Genomic DNA, 15,367 nt, shown 5'->3' on the forward strand with positions numbered 1-15,367 from the left:
ATAAGATTAAATACTACTTTAACAACCACATTATCTGGTTAGTATCGTCACTGCCACCATATTGGCTCTTCACTGCCACATCCAGATTTGCGGAGTTATAGCTCAGTTCGTTTGAAGGATAAAGCCATCGCAACGGGAATTTAGCAGAAGGTGTATTTAGATTTGTAGTACTGTTCAATGTAAACACCGGATAACCTGTTCTGCGGTTTTCGAACCACGACTGGTACTTCCCTCCCTGTAAGAAATTGGCCAGGTATTTTTGAGTGATGATCTGCTCAATCTGTTGTTCGTTGGTTCCGGCCAATGCGACCCCAGCTGTTGCCGGGAATGCAAGGATATATGCAGCATCCATTTTCATATTGTGGTGATAATCCGCGAGGTCAGGTGTGTTTACAGCAACCGAATTCATAGAATTGGTAATGCCAGCAGCATAGTAAGTCTGGGCAGGTGTACCGGTAATCCAGCCCCTTAGGGTAGCCTCTGCCAATGCAAACTGCATATCCCAACAACTGAACACACTCACAGGCTCTGCATTTACCAATTGTACATAACGGTTATTCAAATCTGCATAATCTTTACCTACACGTTTAGTCTGCAAAGTAGAGAATGCATCGGAAGGCTCTACTCCAGGATAGGCATTAACATCCGACTGTGACACACCCGCTGTTATTTTCACAGGTGATGGTTTTGCATAATAAAACAACCTTCTATCGTTAGTTGCCTTCATTGGTCCAAGCAGCGTGTTAGTGAGCATTGTATAATTTGACTTCACAAATGAGTTACCTGAACCTGCTGGCACATCAGACCAAGGATAATTCTGACCAGCAGTATTGTTATAGGCAAGTGCAAAATTATCTTTATAGTCTCTCATCAAGGGACGATTAGCAACGATATCTTTAAATCTGTCGGTTACCTTAAGGTCAGCATCCCCTGTCTTTTTATGAAGGTTGATCAGCACATGAAGCTGAAAGCTATTGGCCAGCCTTCTCCAGTTGTCAACTTTTCCTCCATAGATCGGGTCGCCGTCGAAGTTTGTTCCTTCAGAAAACAATTGATTGGCCTGATCCAGTTCGTTCAGAATACCTAAAAACACTGCTTTCTGTGAATCATATTTTGGTTTTAACAGTCCTGACTCCCCCTTTACCGCTTCAGCATAAGGTATATCCCCAACCTGCATAGTAGTCATAAAAAACTGCCATGCACGGATAAAATGCCCAAGAGCCTGGTAAGATTTTTTAAGTCCCTCACTAGTCGCATAGCTTTCCATGGATGAAATATTACGCAATAAGGTAATGCGGTTAAAATCCGTACGACCCAGTCTATTGTATTGAAATCCCTCTTGTCCTTCACCCCAGGTCAGGTATTTGCCTAATAGAAAGGGCTGCATGAAACCTTTTGTAGAACTGATGTCTCCCCTGGTAATACTAAGGATCATACTCGTAGCAAGCATTCCTGAATTTACCTGAGTAGTTTCACTTGGATTGGTATTGATATCTTCAAACTTTTTACAGCCATTGGTCAAAATTACCACTGCTGGGAAGATCAACGTATATTTTAAAAATCTTTTCATCTTGATATAATTATTTATGAACGAAATACCTAGTACTAAAATCCTACCTTAAGGTTAAAACCAATCATACGGGATGAAGGAGAATTCAGGTTTTCTGTATCTATGTCCGGATCTGAAAATTTAAAGTTGGTTAGCAGCAACAAGTTCTGACCAGTAAGTGAGAATGAGGCACTTTTAGCACCGAGTCTGCTGGCTAATTTTGCCGGGAAACTATATCCAAGGGATACTTCACGAAGCTTGATGAAAGTTTCTTTTTGAATCCCCATATCACCACCCCTGAAAGTTTGTGCAAAATCCTGATAGCCTACTTGAACATCGTTAGGAGCATACTGTCTCGTATCACTAGTGATATTGCCATATTTATCGAATTTCACTTCACCTGAAACTACCTTAACCCCTTTACCTACGTAATTATTCAAGCCATTTACCACCTGATCATAACGGTATTGGTTATCAGATTCAGGATTTGTACCAGTATCCCACATTTTATCATACATGTAGTTATACATTAATCCGCCAATGCGTCCATCAATATTTACACCCAGATTCCAGTTTTTATATCTGAAATTGTTGATAAAGCCAATGCTGAAATCAGGTTCGCCATAACCATACTTTTTATTATAATCGCTTTCTACAGGAAAGCCATTATTATAGATTACATTACCACTAGGATCTCTTAGCCAATAAGAACTAAGGTATGTATCTAACCTTTGGCCTTTTTTCACCCAAGGATTGTCTGCTGAACGTTCGGGATCTATCTTAACATAATAGCGATGCTGGTTAGACCAGTTGACAATACTGTTCCATTCAAAATCACTTGTTTTGATTACAGCTGCATCTACTGTGATTTCAACACCTCTTCTGGCATAAGTCTCGTCTATATTCCCAAGGATGGTAGCAAAGCCTGATGATCCGGGAATATCTATATTTACTTGTCTGTTGTAGTAGTACTTATCAAAATAAGCTAGGTCAAGATGCAGGCGTTTGTTGAATAAATAAGCTGCAGCACCTATTTCCCATGTGCGCTGTGTACTTGGAAGCAAACTCTCGCCAATCAGTTTTGAAGGATAGTTAGCAGAGTTCAGGGTATTCCATGCCGAAGTAGTTGTTGAAAATGTTTTGTTGATTGCATAAGGATCAAAAGCATTTTTAAAAAGCGTCCATGAACCACGCAGTTTGAACATATTTACAACAGCAGGCAATTTCACCAATTCGGAAATCACAACACTCGATCCTAATGACGGATAAAAGAATGATCTTGAAGATTCTGGCTGTGCAGAATTCCAGTCATTTCTTCCTGTAGCATCGAAGAAAACCGCATCATTCCAGCTCACAGAGGTCCTTGCATAAAGACTATTGATCTGTTGCGACCAGTTGGTGCCTGGGGTGATGGTAACTGGCTCCACTGAGCCTTTTAAAGAAAAATATCTTGGAGAGATCAGACCGTTTTTGGTAGTAGCCCTGAAACCATCGTCTTTATAATAATAAAGTGTTCCTCCTGCTAATCCCTCAAAAGACCATTTACTTACTTTCTTATTATAAGTAAGGATCAGGTCATCGTTAGTAGAGAACCCAGTCTGGTCATTGGTTTCATACATCCCCCTGGCGTTCCATCCACCTCGTGTAGAGAAGATATTTGCGGTTGGGTTTTGCTTAGTAGTTTTGTTATTGTAATTATCATATCCCAGACGCAACATTAGGTTGAAATCGTTATTGAATTTGTAATTGGCTGTTACATTTCCATTTACTTTATTTCTGATCTCCCCATTTAGTTTTTCATGGGCAATCAAGTAAGGATTATCATACCAGTTGGTGTACATCCAGTTTTGCGTTTTATTGGGCACGATCCAGTAATCTTTGTAATCACGAATGTCGTACTCAGTACCGGTCCACATGACCATTTGGTATAAATATCCCTGGTTATCATAACCGCTTCCCCACATTTGCGGAGTAGCCCCCCTGCTGATACCAAAACGTCCTTCTACTTTGAAATGATCATTTACTTTAATTTCTCCGCCAGAAGTGAGGTTCATCATGTTTAATTTCTGATTTGGAAACTGCCCCTTTTGAAAAATGTGGTTCAGCCCTATTCTAAAACTTCCATTTTCGGTGCTTTGCGCCAGCGCAATATTGTTGTTGGTAACTATACCTGTATTCATAAAGTTTTTCAGGTTGTCTTTTCCTATAGAAACTAATGGCCTTCCATCTTCAAACTGTTTAGTTTCCGGATTCCAGTCTCTTGCAGTATTACCCTCATCCAGTTTTGGTCCCCAAACATAATCGTTATCTATTTGTCCATTCTGACCACGACCGTAAGAACTTTGTACTTCCGGAATTGCCAGATATCCCAACTGGAACATGGTATTGCTGTTAATATCTACAGAAAACCCATTACCTGCCGCACCTTTTTTTGTAGTAATCATCAACACACCACCTTTAGCACGGGAACCATATAAAGCTGAAGCTGTAGAACCTTTTAGCAGATCTATACTTTCAATATCATCAGTAGGAATATCTCTTAGGTTGAGGTTTCCATAAGGAATACCGTCGACAACTAATAAAGCACCCTCACCCCTCAATTCAATAGTCGGTCTTGCATTAAATTCTGTAGAATTTTTAACCACCAATCCGGAAACACGCCCCGTCAGTGAAGTTCCAAGATCTACGCCTTTAACCGTTTGTAGTTCTTTACCGCCAATTTTCTGTACTGCGTATCCCAATGCTTTTTCAGATCTTTTAACCCCCAAAGCAGTTACCACTACTTCAGAAAGATCCTGTAATTCAGCTTCAAGAACAATATCAAGGCTAGTTGTTCCTGCTTTCACCAGGATTTCTTTAGTCATGTACCCCAGGTATTTTATAACCAGTATATCGCCTTCCTTGGCATCGATTGAAAAATCTCCGGAAGCATTGGCAGATGTACCTCTTGTGGTACCTTTAATCATTACCGAAGCACCCGACAAAGGACTGCCATCTCTATCTAAAATTTTTCCTTTAATGTTTATCTGGACGGCAGGGCTACTCATTGTTTTTGCGAGCATAGAAGACTCTTTCTTGATCACAACCGTATTGTTCATGATCTTGTAAGAGAATGGCCTGTTTTTAAAAATCTGATCGAGTGCTGCTTCCAGACTAACGTTGTTTAATTCAATACTGATTCGCCCTTCTTGTTTGATCAGTTTATTATTGTAGAAGAAAGTATAACCACTTTGTTTTTTGATGCTTTCAAAAAGGTTATTCAACGTACTATTCTTCTCTGATAGTGAAATTATCTGTGAGAACCCCTTTGCAGAGACCTGAAGACAACCTATTACAATTAATACTACAGCTAATTTCATCGCCAGTAAATGCTTAGATGAGAACAGCCACCTGAAAACAGGGACTTTCCTACATAGATTTAAATTCATATTTTTGAATGTTTGGTTAATTCATTAATTATTTACAAGGTATTTTTTGAGATCGACCGGAACATTTGTTCCATTCTGATATGATGAATGGTTCTGCCGGATCCTGTTGCAACCAGGGTCCGGTTATTTTTTCATCAGTTTGCGCATTTGAGTATTTATCTTTCCATACTTGCTGATTTTAGGGTTAAAAATTATCTGGTTATTATATTGACTTATTTAATCACTATTAACTTTCTTCCTTCAATTTTAAAACTCACACCTCCAAACTCCAGCATCTTTAATACTTCTGAAAGTTTTACCGCACGTGGAATGTCTCCGATGAATTCATCATCCGGACGCTTAACGTGATAGATCACTTCTACGTCATACCAACGCGACAACTGGCGCATGACCGACTGTAGATCATCATTCTCAAAATGAAAATATCCTTTTTGCCATGCCATTACCTGACCTATATTTGCTTTGCTAATTTGAACATCGGTAGCCGCACGAGTAACAACGGACTGCTCACCAGGCTTCAATACCCTGGAAATGCCAGACTTCGGATACTTTCCGTTCAACAAAGAGACCTTTACCGATCCTTCAAGGAGTGTTGTTTTTGTATTTAGTTCGTCATCGTAAGAGTTGACATTGAAGTGAGTACCCAGCACTTCGATTTCTTGTTTGTCGGTAACCACTACAAAAGGTACTCTCTGTTGAGTGCGCCTTCCGTTTATTGACTTGAATTTTTTGGCTACTTCGAAATAAGCTTCTCCATGAAGTTCGAGCCTTCTTGAATTGACATTTGCAAAATCTGTGGTAAATTTTATAGAAGAAGCGGCGTTTAACCAGACTTTTGTCCCATCCGGCAAATTGACCTGAAAATCGCCACCTCTTGGAGTGGATATGGTATTGTATTTAACTCCTGTTTTATTTTTAGCCGATGATGGCAAAACTTCGTAAACCAATTTCCCGCTGGTACTCTTGGTAATTTTTACACCAGCCTGTTCAGCCAATTTACCAATATCGGCATCTGTAATTGAAATCGTAGACCCATTGGCAAGAGTTAATGTAGCCTTATTGCTCCCTGGTTCTATGTCATTAGTTTTTGATAGCTCTTGATTTACCTGATGGGAAGTAACCTGATTTTTTGCGAGGTAAAAATATAATCCAAAAGAAAGGATGAAGAAAACTGCGGCCGCAGCTGCAATTTTATACCAGATTCGTCTTACTTTATTTGCCGTTTCATAATCCTTTTCATCAGCCTCAGTAATGCCTGCTTCCTGATTCATTGCCGCCAATAGGTATTCGTCGAGTTTGTCATCTTTGACTAACTCCACAAACAATTCCAGCTCTTTATCTGTCAATTGTTTATTTAGGTAACGCTGAACGAGTGTTTGATAAAAATCTTTCTGTTCCATACTAAGGGCCTTATATTACTAAGACAATAATCAGTTGGCCGAGGGTAGCAGAAAAATTATTTTTTTGAAATTATTTTAATAAGATGGCTAACAACACACTTAAAGATACACCCAAATCTTTTTCAACAGCTGCTTTCAAAATCTTCATGGAGCTTACCATGTGATTCTTTACTGCATTCCTGGAGATCCCCAATGCCTCCGCGACTTCATCATAACTTTTGCCCTGCTCACGACACAGCATAAAAATCTCCCTTGTTCTGGGTGCCAATGTGTCCAGTGCCTTTTGCAGATAATCAAGGTATTCTTTACTAAGTAAATCTTCTTCAGTATCTCTTCGCTCTTCAACAAAAGAATTGATGACCTCTGCCATGGCAATATCAGTGCGGAATGCTTTTTTAAGACTATTTAAAGTATGATTTCTGGCGATGATAAAAAGGTAAGCTTTTAATGACTGGACATCATGTAATCTGGCACGAACCTGCCATATTTTAATGAATACCTCCTGCGTCAGATCTTCAGCAATTTCAGCAGAATTCACAAACTTCTTAATATAGTTGAAAATGGATGAGCTATATTTTTGATGAAGTTCGGCAAAAGCACATTCTTTCCCTGCTATTAGATTAGCCTTTAGGTACTGATCGGACGATGATGTGCTATATTTTTCCATTTTTAAAACACCAAACCTAAATTATTAAAATAAAATTAATGTTACATAATTGTTTCCAAATTAAGAAATATGATTGCTAATCAAAGGGTTGTGTATTCCAGAGCTAAAACCTTTAATTAGTACAGGGAGGCTTTTTTTATTTTTTTTTAAATGAACAAAACTTTTTTGCAACATCCTGCGTTATAGTGTTGGTTTGTTTGGTTTAGGTTGATCTGTGGTGGGTCAACCATCTATAAAACAGGGATAGCTGATACAGTTTATCCCTGTTCCTTTTTTAGGGATACTAAAGCTAATTAAAATATGATGTGATGCGGAAATGAGATTCCATGTTGGCTGGAAAGAACTGGAACTAAATTTGGTTATAAAAAGAAAGGGGAATAAGTCAGACGACTTACCCCCCTTTAAATTAACGCTCTCGGGTACAAATGTAATAGATGTTTGACCACCCATTATCAGAGAATTGTCATTTTGAAGATCTGGTAATTGCAAGACTTACTTTCAGCTTATTCCTGCCAATCATACTCCCATTTATGTTGGCTATGGCTCTATCGGCTGCGATCTCGTCTTTTAAACCAACAAATGCATAGCCAAGTTTTAACCCTGTATTGCGGTCAGTCACAAAATATAAATCATCTACGATAACGTATAAACTAAAAAGTTCTAATAATTCAATTTCTCCAAAATGAGAGGGAAAACCTACTACGTGTAATTTTACCATGAGATCCACTGATTAATAAAACATTTCAACTTTTGCTACCTTCTTTAACTTCTTAATGGCCTTCATTCTAAGCTGTCTAACCCTTTCCTTACTCAAGCCTACTTTCTCAGCTACGTCTCCTGTATCCAAGCCATATCCGGCACCAATACCATAACTGAGCTTGACGATTAACCTTTCTCTCTTTTTTAATGTATTTAACAATCTCTCTAATTGAATTGAATCAGATTCATATATTAACTGGGTATCAGATTTTATCTCATTTTTATCTATCAGATCCAGCATACTGCCAATTTTTCCATTAGCTATCTCAAATTCTCTATCTAGTGAGACTGCAAAAGCGGAATGCGCAAAATAATCTGCAATTTTGATCTCGTCAATTGCCATGTAATCGGCTAACTCCCTCGTAGTAGGTTTTCGTTCCAGGCGCTGCTCCAGTTCTCCATCAGCGTGAAACAGTTTTGCTATAGCGACAATTTGATTTCCAGGTAGTCTGACAATCCTTCTCTTTTCACTAATCGCTCGCATAATGGACTGTCTGATCGACCACACTGCAAAACTAATGAACTTAAATCCTCTGGTGGGATCAAAAGATTGTGCTGCCCTGATAAGCCCTTTATTTCCTTCGCTGATCAAATCTTCCAATGCGAGACCATTGTTCTGATATCTTTTAGCAACTGACACCACAAATTTAAGATTAGCAATTACCAGCTTATCTAATGCTGATTTATCTCCATTTTTAATTTTCTGTCCGAGTAGAACCTCTTCGTCGGGAAGAATAAGTTCGTATTTACCTATCTCGGCAAGATACCGATCAAGTATTGCGGTATGAGTCGTAGCCAGTTGATTAATTCTTAGTGCTCTCATTTACGTTATATTTAGCTCCATTTATTTGGTCTGCAAAAATAACAGCTAATGCACAGTTAATCAGTCACTCCAGTTCCAATTACATGAACTCTAGAGACAAATATTATCGAAATAATAATTTTTGAAGAAAACGTATCCTTAAACCGGAAGCAGAATTGAATAATCAGAATACATCAAAACTGTTAAAAAGACAAGGGTTCCGGCATTGCCGGAACCCTTGTCTTTATTTTTCAGGAAAAACTCAGTAATTAAGACTGACTATCTTCTTTTTCTTTGGTGAAATAATAAACCGGAATACCCAACAGCATAATTAAAACTCCCCAGCCACAGGTTTCGAATTTATACCTTAACAAACCGATGCAAAGTGCCGAAGCCAGGATAATGTATAAGGCCGGTAAGATCGGGTAGCCAAATGCTTTGTAAGGGCGTTCTGCATTGGGCATCTTTCTTCTAAGAATAAATATACCATATATAGTAAGGATATAGAAGATCATCACTATGATTACCACAAAATCCAGTAAAGCACCGTATTGACCGGTTAAACATAGTGCAGAAGCCCATATTCCTTGTGCCCATAATGCCCAACCTGGCACGTCAGATGCATTCAGGTTGGCAGCTTTCTTAAAGAAAAGACCATCCTTTGCCATTGTATAATACACCCTTGCCCCGGCCATGATCAATCCGTTATTACATGCGAAAGTAGATATCATGATCATCACCGCAATGATAATTGTACCCGCAGGCCCAAAAATATATTGGGCGGCCACTACTGCAACCCGGTCCGATTTGGCGGTTGTAATCTCGTCAAGCGGCAATACAGATATATACATCAGATTAGCCAGAATATAAATTATACTGACAATAAATGTCCCCAAAAAAAGGCTGAGACCTACATTTCGTTGCGGATTTTTAATTTCTCCAGCAATAAAGGTTACTCCAGCCCAGGCGTCACTGGAAAACAGGGAGCCAACCATTGCTGCAGAAATTCCTGAAAGCAATAAACTTCCACTAATAGGAGACCAAGTCATGGTATCCAGACTAAAAGAACGCGTTTGCCATGCATTTGTCCAATTGGCATTCCATACTTCAGCTTTTGCAGCCAGTGCAAAGCCAAAGATGATTAGACCAAACAAAGAGAGAATTTTAATAATTGTTAAAACAGTCTGCAACATTTTGCTGTCCTTAACTCCCCTGCTATTGATATATGTAAGTAATACTATTGTAACAATAGAGACAAGCTGTGCCGCATTCAATTCAAAAGAACCTGCACGATACAGGATGTTTTCATTGCTGAATGGTTCATATAAGTATGCTGCAAATTTAGAAAATGCAACCCCAACCGCAGCAATAGTACCCGTCTGGATTACTGCAAAGAGGCTCCATCCGTATAAAAATGCGATCAGCTTATTGTATGCTTCTTTAAGATAAACATATTGTCCGCCGGCTTTAGGAAACATCGCACTTAGTTCTCCATAACTTACGGCAGCAATAACAGTAATTACTGCTGTGAGTACCCAGATCAGGATCAGCCATCCTGCTGAACCCACATTACGGGCTATATCTGCACTCACGATAAAGATCCCGGAGCCAATCATAGAGCCTACTACGAGCATTGTACCATCTAACAGGCCCAGCTCTCTTTTAAAAGAGCCGTCTTCTTGAATTTCTTCTTTCATTTTTTCGGTTTGGTTGGTTATTTTTTTGAACCAATAAAGTTTTGGTTCAGGCATGCTAAGATATTTAAAAAAAAACTATATTACATTCCATTAGGACGACAATTTAAATGTTAAGAAATAGCAGGTCAATCAATTCATTAAAAATTTGGTAATTTCATAAACACACTTATTTTTGCATCCCACCCCTTTCTGAACCACATTGCATAAAGCTTTAAAGTAAGGGAATAATAAGACTAACCAAGTATAAACAGAACTTACAAACTAAACGAGAAAAATTAACCTATGGAGTTTTTACAAAACAATTTAATTTATGCTATTCCGGCTTTGGGATTAATTGGCATCATCGTGATGTCAATTAAAAGCGCGTGGGTAAACAAACAGGATGCAGGTGATAAGAACATGCAGGAGCTTGCCGGCTATATTGCCGACGGAGCAATGGCTTTTTTAAAAGCTGAATGGAGAGTACTAAGCATATTCGTGCTTTTTGCTAGTGCTCTATTGGCTTATTCAGGAACAATAACTGAAATCAACGGAAAAGCTATTCACTCCAGTTGGATCATTGCCATTTCTTTTGTAATCGGAGCAGTGTTTTCTGCTACTGCGGGATATATTGGTATGAAATCGGCGACGAAAGCTAATGTACGTACCACTCAAGCAGCAAGAACGAGTTTAAAACAAGCATTAAAGGTTTCTTTTACAGGCGGTACTGTAATGGGTCTGGGCGTGGCAGGACTGGCTGTATTAGGATTGGGAGGACTATTTATTGTCTTCTTAAAATATTTTAATGTAATCGGTGAAAATGGTGTAGACGCCGTTCACATGAAAACTGCCATTGAGGTACTGACAGGCTTTTCATTGGGTGCTGAATCCATTGCTTTGTTTGCCCGTGTAGGTGGTGGTATTTATACCAAAGCTGCCGATGTAGGTGCTGATTTAGTTGGTAAGGTAGAAGCGGGTATCCCTGAGGATGATGTACGTAACCCTGCGACAATTGCAGATAATGTGGGCGACAACGTGGGTGACGTAGCCGGTATGGGTGCCGATTTGTTCGGATCTTACGTGGCGACAATTCTTGCAACAATGGTATTAGGACAGGAAATTACGGTAACTGACAAGTTTGGAGGCATGTCTCCAATTTTGCTACCAATGGTAATTTGCGGACTTGGTATTATTTTCTCCATCATAGGAACCTGGTTTGTGACGATCAAAGATGAACATTCAAATGTTCAGAATGCATTAAACCTTGGAAACTGGTCTTCTATTGTGATTACAGGTATTGCTTCTTATTTCATTGTAATGTGGATGCTTCCTGAAACCTTAAGTCTTCGTGGTTATGAGTTTTCAAACGTGAATGTTTTTTACGCTATTATCGTTGGCCTTGTAGTCGGAACTATCATGAGTATTGTTACGGAGTACTACACAGCTATGGGCAAAGGACCGGTTAATTCGATTATACAACAATCTTCAACCGGACACGCGACGAATATTATCGCCGGATTGTCGGTGGGTATGAAATCCACTGTAATTCCAATCCTGGTTTTAGCCGGAGGTATTATGGCATCTTATTACTTTGCAGGTCTTTATGGTGTAGCGATAGCAGCTGCAGGAATGATGGCGACAACTGCGATGCAGTTAGCGATTGATGCATTTGGACCGATTGCAGATAACGCTGGAGGTATTGCAGAAATGAGCCAGTTGCCACCTGAAGTTCGTGAGCGTACAGATAATTTAGATGCGGTAGGTAACACTACGGCAGCCACAGGAAAAGGATTTGCGATTGCTTCAGCTGCATTGACATCATTAGCATTATTTGCTGCTTTCGTTGGCATCGCAGGCATATCCGCGATAGATATCTATAAGGCCCCTGTTCTTGCAGGTTTATTTGTGGGTGGTATGATCCCATTCGTATTTTCTGCATTGTGCATTCAGGCAGTTGGTAAAGCTGCAATGGATATGGTTCAGGAGGTGCGCAGACAATTCCGGGAAATTCCGGGAATTATGGAATATAAGGCAAAGCCTGAATATGAAAAATGTGTAGCCATTTCAACCAAAGCATCTATTCGCGAAATGATGATGCCAGGGGCAATTGCGCTAATCACGCCGGTTCTCGTAGGTTTTACATTTGGACCTGAGGTTTTAGGAGGTTTATTGGCAGGTGTTACTGTTACCGGGGTATTAATGGGCATCTTCCAAAGTAATGCGGGCGGTGCGTGGGACAATGCAAAGAAATCATTTGAAAAAGGTGTGGAAATAAATGGAGAGATGTATTACAAAAAATCAGAACCTCATAAAGCTTCTGTAACAGGTGACACTGTAGGTGATCCATTTAAAGATACATCTGGTCCTTCAATGAACATTTTGATCAAATTGATGTCCATTGTATCCCTGGTTATTGCACCTTATATCGCAATCGCCACTCCTGATGCAGCAACAATGCAAAAGGGAGTATTGGAGATGCAACAGCAGATGCAGCAACAATTGCAACAGCAGATGAATCAAATGATGCAGCAGCTTCCAGGACAAACTGGTGCTACAGCCACTGACATTACATCTCAGGCTGAGGAAATGCAAAAACAGATGAAAGAGGCTCAACAGCAAATGCAACAACAAATAGAACAAATGCAGAAACAAGCTGATCAAGCAACATCAGAAACTACAATTGACACCGTACCATAACATTATAATTGTTACCAATAAAAGGGATCTTGAAAAAGAATCCCTTTTATTTTTTAATATATTTTATTTAGGTTTGACATTCAAATTACCAAACTAAAACTAAATACTAATCTAAAACTAATACATGAGTTTATTTATCAAAAAGCCTATCAGTATGCTCCTTGGGGAAGCAGGTGAATCAGGTAAAGGACTGAAACGTACATTGACGGCAGGATCCCTGGTAGCATTAGGTATAGGCGCGATCATTGGCGCAGGTCTTTTTGTGCGCACCGCTGCTGCCGCAGCACAAAACGCAGGCCCTTCGGTCACAATTGGATTCATCGTAGCGGCGATAGGATGTGCTCTTGCCGGGTTATGCTATGCGGAATTATCTTCATCAATCCCCATTTCTGGAAGTGCCTATACGTATACCTATGCTACAATGGGTGAATTACTGGCATGGATCATCGGATGGGATTTAATATTGGAATATGCTGTAGGAGCTGCTACAGTAGGTATTGCATGGAGCGAGTATCTAAATAATTTTCTCGTCGAAGTCGTCGGGACGAGTCCCGTCCCTTATGAATGGTGCCACTCGCCATTCCAGACTTCTGTAAACGGCGTAGGCGGGATTATCAACCTACCTGCATTATTCATTGTAACGGTTTTAAGTTTATTGCTCATTAGAGGTACGCAAGAATCTGCTTTGGTAAATAACCTGATCGTGATTGTAAAAGTTGCTATCGTTATATTAATTATAGCGTTAGGATGGGGCTATATCAATTCTTCATATCATACACCATATATCCCGGAACCAACTACCTATACAGACCATCAGGGCATCAGCTATAGTTTTGGAGGAATAATGGGAATCCTTGGAGCTGCTGGAACTGTCTTTTTCGCATTTATCGGCTTTGACGCTGTAAGTACTGCAGCACAAGAGACAAAAAACCCTAAAACAGCTATGCCGATCGGTATCCTGGGTTCACTTGCTGTATGTACAATCCTTTATGTTTTATTTGCACATGTACTGACAGGTTTAGCTCCATTAGAATTCTTTAGAGATCCAACTAAAGGTGGAGAGGCTTCTGTTGTAGCTGCAATTAAAGAAGGCATGCCTGCATCATATAGCTGGCTGAGCAAGTCAGTAACTGTTGCGATTCTTGCAGGATTCTCTTCTGTAATTCTGGTAATGCTTTTAGGCCAAAGTCGTGTATTCTATTCTATGAGTAAGGATGGTCTGCTTCCGAAAGTATTTTCAACATTGCATCCTAAATACAAAACACCTTATAAAGGTAACCTGGTAATTCTTATTTTGGTAGGTATTTTTGCTGCTTTTGTTCCTGGAGACGTAGTAGGCCACATGACGAGTATAGGCACACTGTTTGCCTTTATGCTTGTATGCCTTGCGGTAATCATACTTAGAAAAACCAACCCGGAACTTCCTCGTCAATTTAAAACACCTTGGGTTCCTGCCGTACCTATCTTAGGTATTGTAGCTTGTGGAGCTATGATCTTCGGATTAGGTTTAGAGAACTGGCTTCGTTTAGCTGGATGGTTAGTTCTAGGTTTTATAATTTACTTTGGTTATAGCAAGAAAAATTCCCACTTGAACAATCCTGGAAAGAAAGAATAACCTTATTCGCCCCTAAATCATCTGGATTTAGGGGCGTTATAATTTCAGGCGGCTTTTTTTATTAGATTTAATTCTACCTTTGTCTTATAAAATTAACTGCTATGGAATTTAATTTCAGCCAAATCTTATCTACCTCAATGGTACTTTTTGCTATTATTGACATCTTAGGAGCGATACCGGTTGTCATTGAGCTAAGAAAGAAAGCCGGTCACATTCAATCCGAAAAAGCGACCATCGTAGCTACCGTCTTAATGATCATTTTTCTGTTTGCAGGAGAGACGCTTTTGAAGGTGATTGGATTAGATGTAGAGTCTTTTGCCATAGCAGGTTCATTTGTTATCTTCTTTATTGCGATGGAGATGGTATTGGGACTCACCATCTTTAAAGAAGGTGATGCACCCGAAACAGTTTCTATCGTTCCCCTTGCATTCCCTTTGATTGCAGGAGCGGGTACAATGACTACGTTATTATCTTTAAAAACTGAATACGCTACTCAGAATATCATTGTTGGTATCCTAATCAATATGCTGTTTGTATACTTTGTGCTAAAAAACACCGAGCGTTTGGAAAGGTTATTTGGGAAATCAGGGCTGAATGTACTCCGGAAGGCATTTGGGATTATTCTATTAGCAATTGCTATAAAACTGTTTCGCAATAATACCGGCCTGTAACAACCCTGATTATCTACAGTGAATCTTCTGTATTATTTGAGCCTTGCGTTAGACCTAAGGTCTAACACAACTCTGACGAGAGTCTGACAAGAGTCCAATAACA

10 protein-coding genes are annotated in these 15,367 nt (G+C 39.5%); 3 read left to right on the forward strand and 7 right to left on the reverse strand.

The annotated features are described in order from the left end of the window. Positions 1-13: 13 nt before the first annotated feature. From FA047_RS06905 to FA047_RS06935, 7 genes are all read right to left on the reverse strand, one after another. Positions 14-1,570, reverse strand: coding sequence for a SusD/RagB family nutrient-binding outer membrane lipoprotein (locus FA047_RS06905; protein ID WP_136835265.1), 1,557 nt, complete (start codon positions 1,568-1,570; stop codon positions 14-16). A gap of 35 nt (positions 1,571-1,605) precedes the next feature. Beyond that, positions 1,606-4,977, reverse strand: coding sequence for a SusC/RagA family TonB-linked outer membrane protein (locus FA047_RS06910; RefSeq protein WP_136835266.1), 3,372 nt, complete (start codon positions 4,975-4,977; stop codon positions 1,606-1,608). Positions 4,978-5,189: 212 nt separating this feature from the next. Continuing rightward, positions 5,190-6,377 (reverse strand): FecR family protein, encoded by a 1,188-nt coding sequence (locus FA047_RS06915; RefSeq protein WP_136835267.1) that lies wholly within the window; start codon positions 6,375-6,377, stop codon positions 5,190-5,192. Positions 6,378-6,447: 70 nt separating this feature from the next. Beyond that, the gene (locus tag FA047_RS06920; RefSeq protein ID WP_136835268.1) at positions 6,448-7,044 is read right to left on the reverse strand and encodes an RNA polymerase sigma factor; all 597 of its coding nucleotides are present in this window, start codon (positions 7,042-7,044) and stop codon (positions 6,448-6,450) included. Positions 7,045-7,507: 463 nt separating this feature from the next. Continuing rightward, the gene (locus tag FA047_RS06925) at positions 7,508-7,762 is read right to left on the reverse strand and encodes an RNA recognition motif domain-containing protein (protein WP_136835269.1); all 255 of its coding nucleotides are present in this window, start codon (positions 7,760-7,762) and stop codon (positions 7,508-7,510) included. A 12-nt stretch (positions 7,763-7,774) separates the two neighbouring features. Further along, on the reverse strand, positions 7,775-8,626 hold the full coding sequence (locus tag FA047_RS06930) for a sigma-70 family RNA polymerase sigma factor (RefSeq protein ID WP_136835270.1): 852 nt from the start codon (positions 8,624-8,626) through the stop codon (positions 7,775-7,777). Positions 8,627-8,874: 248 nt separating this feature from the next. After that, on the reverse strand, positions 8,875-10,302 hold the full coding sequence (locus FA047_RS06935) for an APC family permease (protein ID WP_136835271.1): 1,428 nt from the start codon (positions 10,300-10,302) through the stop codon (positions 8,875-8,877). 282 nt (positions 10,303-10,584) lie between these two features. Between FA047_RS06935 and FA047_RS06940 the strand changes: the two genes are divergently transcribed. The 3 genes from FA047_RS06940 (at position 10,585) to FA047_RS06950 (ending at position 15,264) form a co-directional block, all read left to right on the forward strand. Continuing rightward, on the forward strand, positions 10,585-12,978 hold the full coding sequence (locus FA047_RS06940) for a sodium-translocating pyrophosphatase (RefSeq protein ID WP_136835272.1): 2,394 nt from the start codon (positions 10,585-10,587) through the stop codon (positions 12,976-12,978). A gap of 124 nt (positions 12,979-13,102) precedes the next feature. After that, a complete protein-coding gene (locus tag FA047_RS06945; protein ID WP_136835273.1) occupies positions 13,103-14,593 on the forward strand; it encodes an amino acid permease in 1,491 nt (496 codons plus the stop codon). A 101-nt stretch (positions 14,594-14,694) separates the two neighbouring features. After that, positions 14,695-15,264, forward strand: a complete 570-nt coding sequence (locus FA047_RS06950) for a MarC family protein (protein ID WP_136835274.1) — start codon at positions 14,695-14,697, stop codon at positions 15,262-15,264. Positions 15,265-15,367: the final 103 nt, after the last annotated feature.

Origin of the sequence: Pedobacter frigoris, from assembly GCF_005116445.1 — a bacterium.
GTDB lineage: Bacteria > Bacteroidota > Bacteroidia > Sphingobacteriales > Sphingobacteriaceae > Pedobacter > Pedobacter frigoris.

Coding starts and splice junctions, on each gene's coding strand:
- FA047_RS06930 (WP_136835270.1), bottom strand. CDS start 8,626: ATGAGAGCACTAAGAATTAATCAACTGGCTACGACTCATACCGCAATA.
- FA047_RS06915 (WP_136835267.1), bottom strand. CDS start 6,377: ATGGAACAGAAAGATTTTTATCAAACACTCGTTCAGCGTTACCTAAAT.
- FA047_RS06935 (WP_136835271.1), bottom strand. CDS start 10,302: ATGAAAGAAGAAATTCAAGAAGACGGCTCTTTTAAAAGAGAGCTGGGC.
- FA047_RS06950 (WP_136835274.1), top strand. CDS start 14,695: ATGGAATTTAATTTCAGCCAAATCTTATCTACCTCAATGGTACTTTTT.
- FA047_RS06945 (WP_136835273.1), top strand. CDS start 13,103: ATGAGTTTATTTATCAAAAAGCCTATCAGTATGCTCCTTGGGGAAGCA.
- FA047_RS06910 (WP_136835266.1), bottom strand. CDS start 4,977: ATGAATTTAAATCTATGTAGGAAAGTCCCTGTTTTCAGGTGGCTGTTC.
- FA047_RS06905 (WP_136835265.1), bottom strand. CDS start 1,570: ATGAAAAGATTTTTAAAATATACGTTGATCTTCCCAGCAGTGGTAATT.
- FA047_RS06940 (WP_136835272.1), top strand. CDS start 10,585: ATGGAGTTTTTACAAAACAATTTAATTTATGCTATTCCGGCTTTGGGA.
- FA047_RS06920 (WP_136835268.1), bottom strand. CDS start 7,044: ATGGAAAAATATAGCACATCATCGTCCGATCAGTACCTAAAGGCTAAT.
- FA047_RS06925 (WP_136835269.1), bottom strand. CDS start 7,762: ATGGTAAAATTACACGTAGTAGGTTTTCCCTCTCATTTTGGAGAAATT.